The organism is Staphylococcus equorum (assembly GCF_029024965.1).
GTDB lineage: Bacteria > Bacillota > Bacilli > Staphylococcales > Staphylococcaceae > Staphylococcus > Staphylococcus equorum.
In genome coordinates this window covers 1-2,216 of the sequence record NZ_CP118987.1, presented here as the reverse complement: position 1 = coordinate 2,216, position 2,216 = coordinate 1, and the positions used below count along the sequence as shown (strand labels likewise).

The 2,216-nt window shown below is 29.0% G+C and carries 2 protein-coding genes; one reads left to right on the top strand and one right to left on the bottom strand.

What is annotated here, in order from left to right; genetic code table 11:
• Positions 1–611: 611 nt before the first annotated feature.
• Positions 612–1,616 (bottom strand): protein rep, encoded by a 1,005-nt coding sequence (locus PYW44_RS13335; RefSeq protein WP_078098897.1) that lies wholly within the window; start codon positions 1,614–1,616, stop codon positions 612–614.
• 276 nt (positions 1,617–1,892) lie between these two features.
• On the opposite strand from PYW44_RS13335, the gene qacG reads away from it, so the two are divergent.
• Positions 1,893–2,216 carry a quaternary ammonium compound efflux SMR transporter QacG gene (qacG, locus tag PYW44_RS13330; RefSeq protein WP_015740450.1) on the top strand — a complete coding sequence of 108 codons (324 nt, stop codon included), beginning with the start codon at positions 1,893–1,895 and terminating at the stop codon, positions 2,214–2,216.

Here is a 2,216-nt window from a genome sequence, read left to right as displayed (position 1 = left end):
TTATTTTATTCCAATTGCTTTATTGACGTTGAGCCTCGGAACCCTTAACAATCCCAAAACTTGTCGAATGATCGGCTTAATAGCTCACGCTATGCCGACATTCGTCTGCAAGTTTAGTTAAGGGTTCTTCTCAACATCAATAAATTTTCTCGGCATAAATGCATGCTTTAATTATGTTATAATTAAGCAAATTGAGTAGGAAAAATATAGTACTCAAAAATTAAATTAATTAGCTTTTCTATTATTTGTGTTATTGCTAAGTACAACTTTTTTATTGTTGCACTTAGCATTTTTTATTTTTAAATTTTCAAAGATACCAAATTTTAAATACCTTTATTTTGAATTCTAAGGGGGCATTTTAAAGATTTAAGGGTAAATCATATAGTTTTATACCTAAAAACCTACACAAGCTTTTAAAACGCAAATATGAGCCAAATAAATATATTCTAATTCCACAAACAAAAATTTGAGCAAAACCAGTGACTAATTTTTTAGACACTGCCCAGTTACATGCAAATTTAAAAATTGGCATAAAAACTGGTCAACCATACAGGTTGAACGATATAGTTCCCGCAGGGGCAAAAAAGCATAAAAAAACGCTAGCTTTTAAGCTAACGTTTCAAATCTTTTAAGTAATAATTTTGTTTTTCAAAATTCCAAATTGCCGTAATTGAGTGTGCTTTTTCTTCTTCGTCTGTTGTTTTATCTTCGTCACTTGTATTAATCAAATTGCCATCTTCGGCATCGTCTAAATTTAAAATTTTATGTTTTTGTTTAAGCAATCCACCATAACTCAACATACGTTTTCGGTATAAACCTTTTTCCAAATCATTCACGATTTCTTGATTTCTTTCATCATCATCAGTTAAAAAATCAGATGACTTAACCGAGTATTTTGAAGTCTCTTTGATAGCTGCTTGAATATCTTTATCGCCTTTTTGATTCGGTTTGATCGCTTTGATATTTGCGACTGGTCGATAATCAACTTGCAATGCTTTTTGCCATAAATCGACCCACTCACTTTGTTTTATATACTGACCTTGCTTTTTAAAATACGCACTTTCAACACATAATAAAACATGCATATGTTGATTATAACTACCGTCATTTTTATTAACCGTTACTTCGGTTGAACGTAAAAATCCAATTAAATTCTTTTTAACTTTTGTATACATTTTTAATTTATTAAAAGCCTTAGACATATGTTTTAAACTTTGTTCTAAATGGTCACCATCTATTGCATTTCGTGTTGATAATGTGAGAAATAACCAACGTGCTTTCGGCTTTTCTTTTACCACTTCTTCAATCACTCTTTGAGCTTGATAACTATTTTTCATAGCACGCCTCCAATTACAAACTGGACATAATTTTGACTTACAAAACCATGTCTTATGTAATTTTAAATAACCTTCATCAGTTGGCTTGAACTCTAAGACGTTACCACATTGTTTTACATTAAAAGCTTTTTTAATTTTTAAGATTTCTAGTATATCTGCATAACTTACATTATCAATTTTCTTCTCTCTCCATGGGCGTTGTTTCCCACTTTTCGTCATATCTTTTAATGTTTCGTTATCTTGATTTTCGTCTATACATCTAGTAGTATAAGAATGCATATAAAAACCTCCAGTATTTGATTTTATCTCGACAATTTAATCTTATTACTGGAGTTTTTTTATGTCAAATTTTATTTTCCACGTTAAAAATAGCTAAAAACGCTGTAATATCAAAATTCAAACGACTTTTTATATCTTTGAATTATTTCTATATAGTATCAAGACAAGAAGAAACTCGTTTTCAACTCGTTTTAAAATACAAATCTTAAAAATTTTTCTTTCACTTAATATAAGTTAAAATATAAGCTATCAAATAGAAATTAAAGGAGAAGCTTAATGCATTATTTATATTTATTTATCTCAATTGCAACAGAAATAATCGGAACTAGTTTTTTAAAAACATCAGAGGGTTTCACAAAGTTATGGCCAACATTAGGTACACTACTTTCGTTTGGAATTTGCTTTTATTTTTTAAGTTTAACAATAAAATTTTTGCCCTTAAATATAACTTATGCAACATGGGCAGGTCTAGGATTAGTATTAACAACAATAATCTCAGTTATCGTTTTTAAAGAAAATGTTAATTTAATTAGTATAATTTCTATTGGCTTAATTGTTATAGGTGTAGTGCTCTTAAATGTATTTGGAGAAAGCCATTGA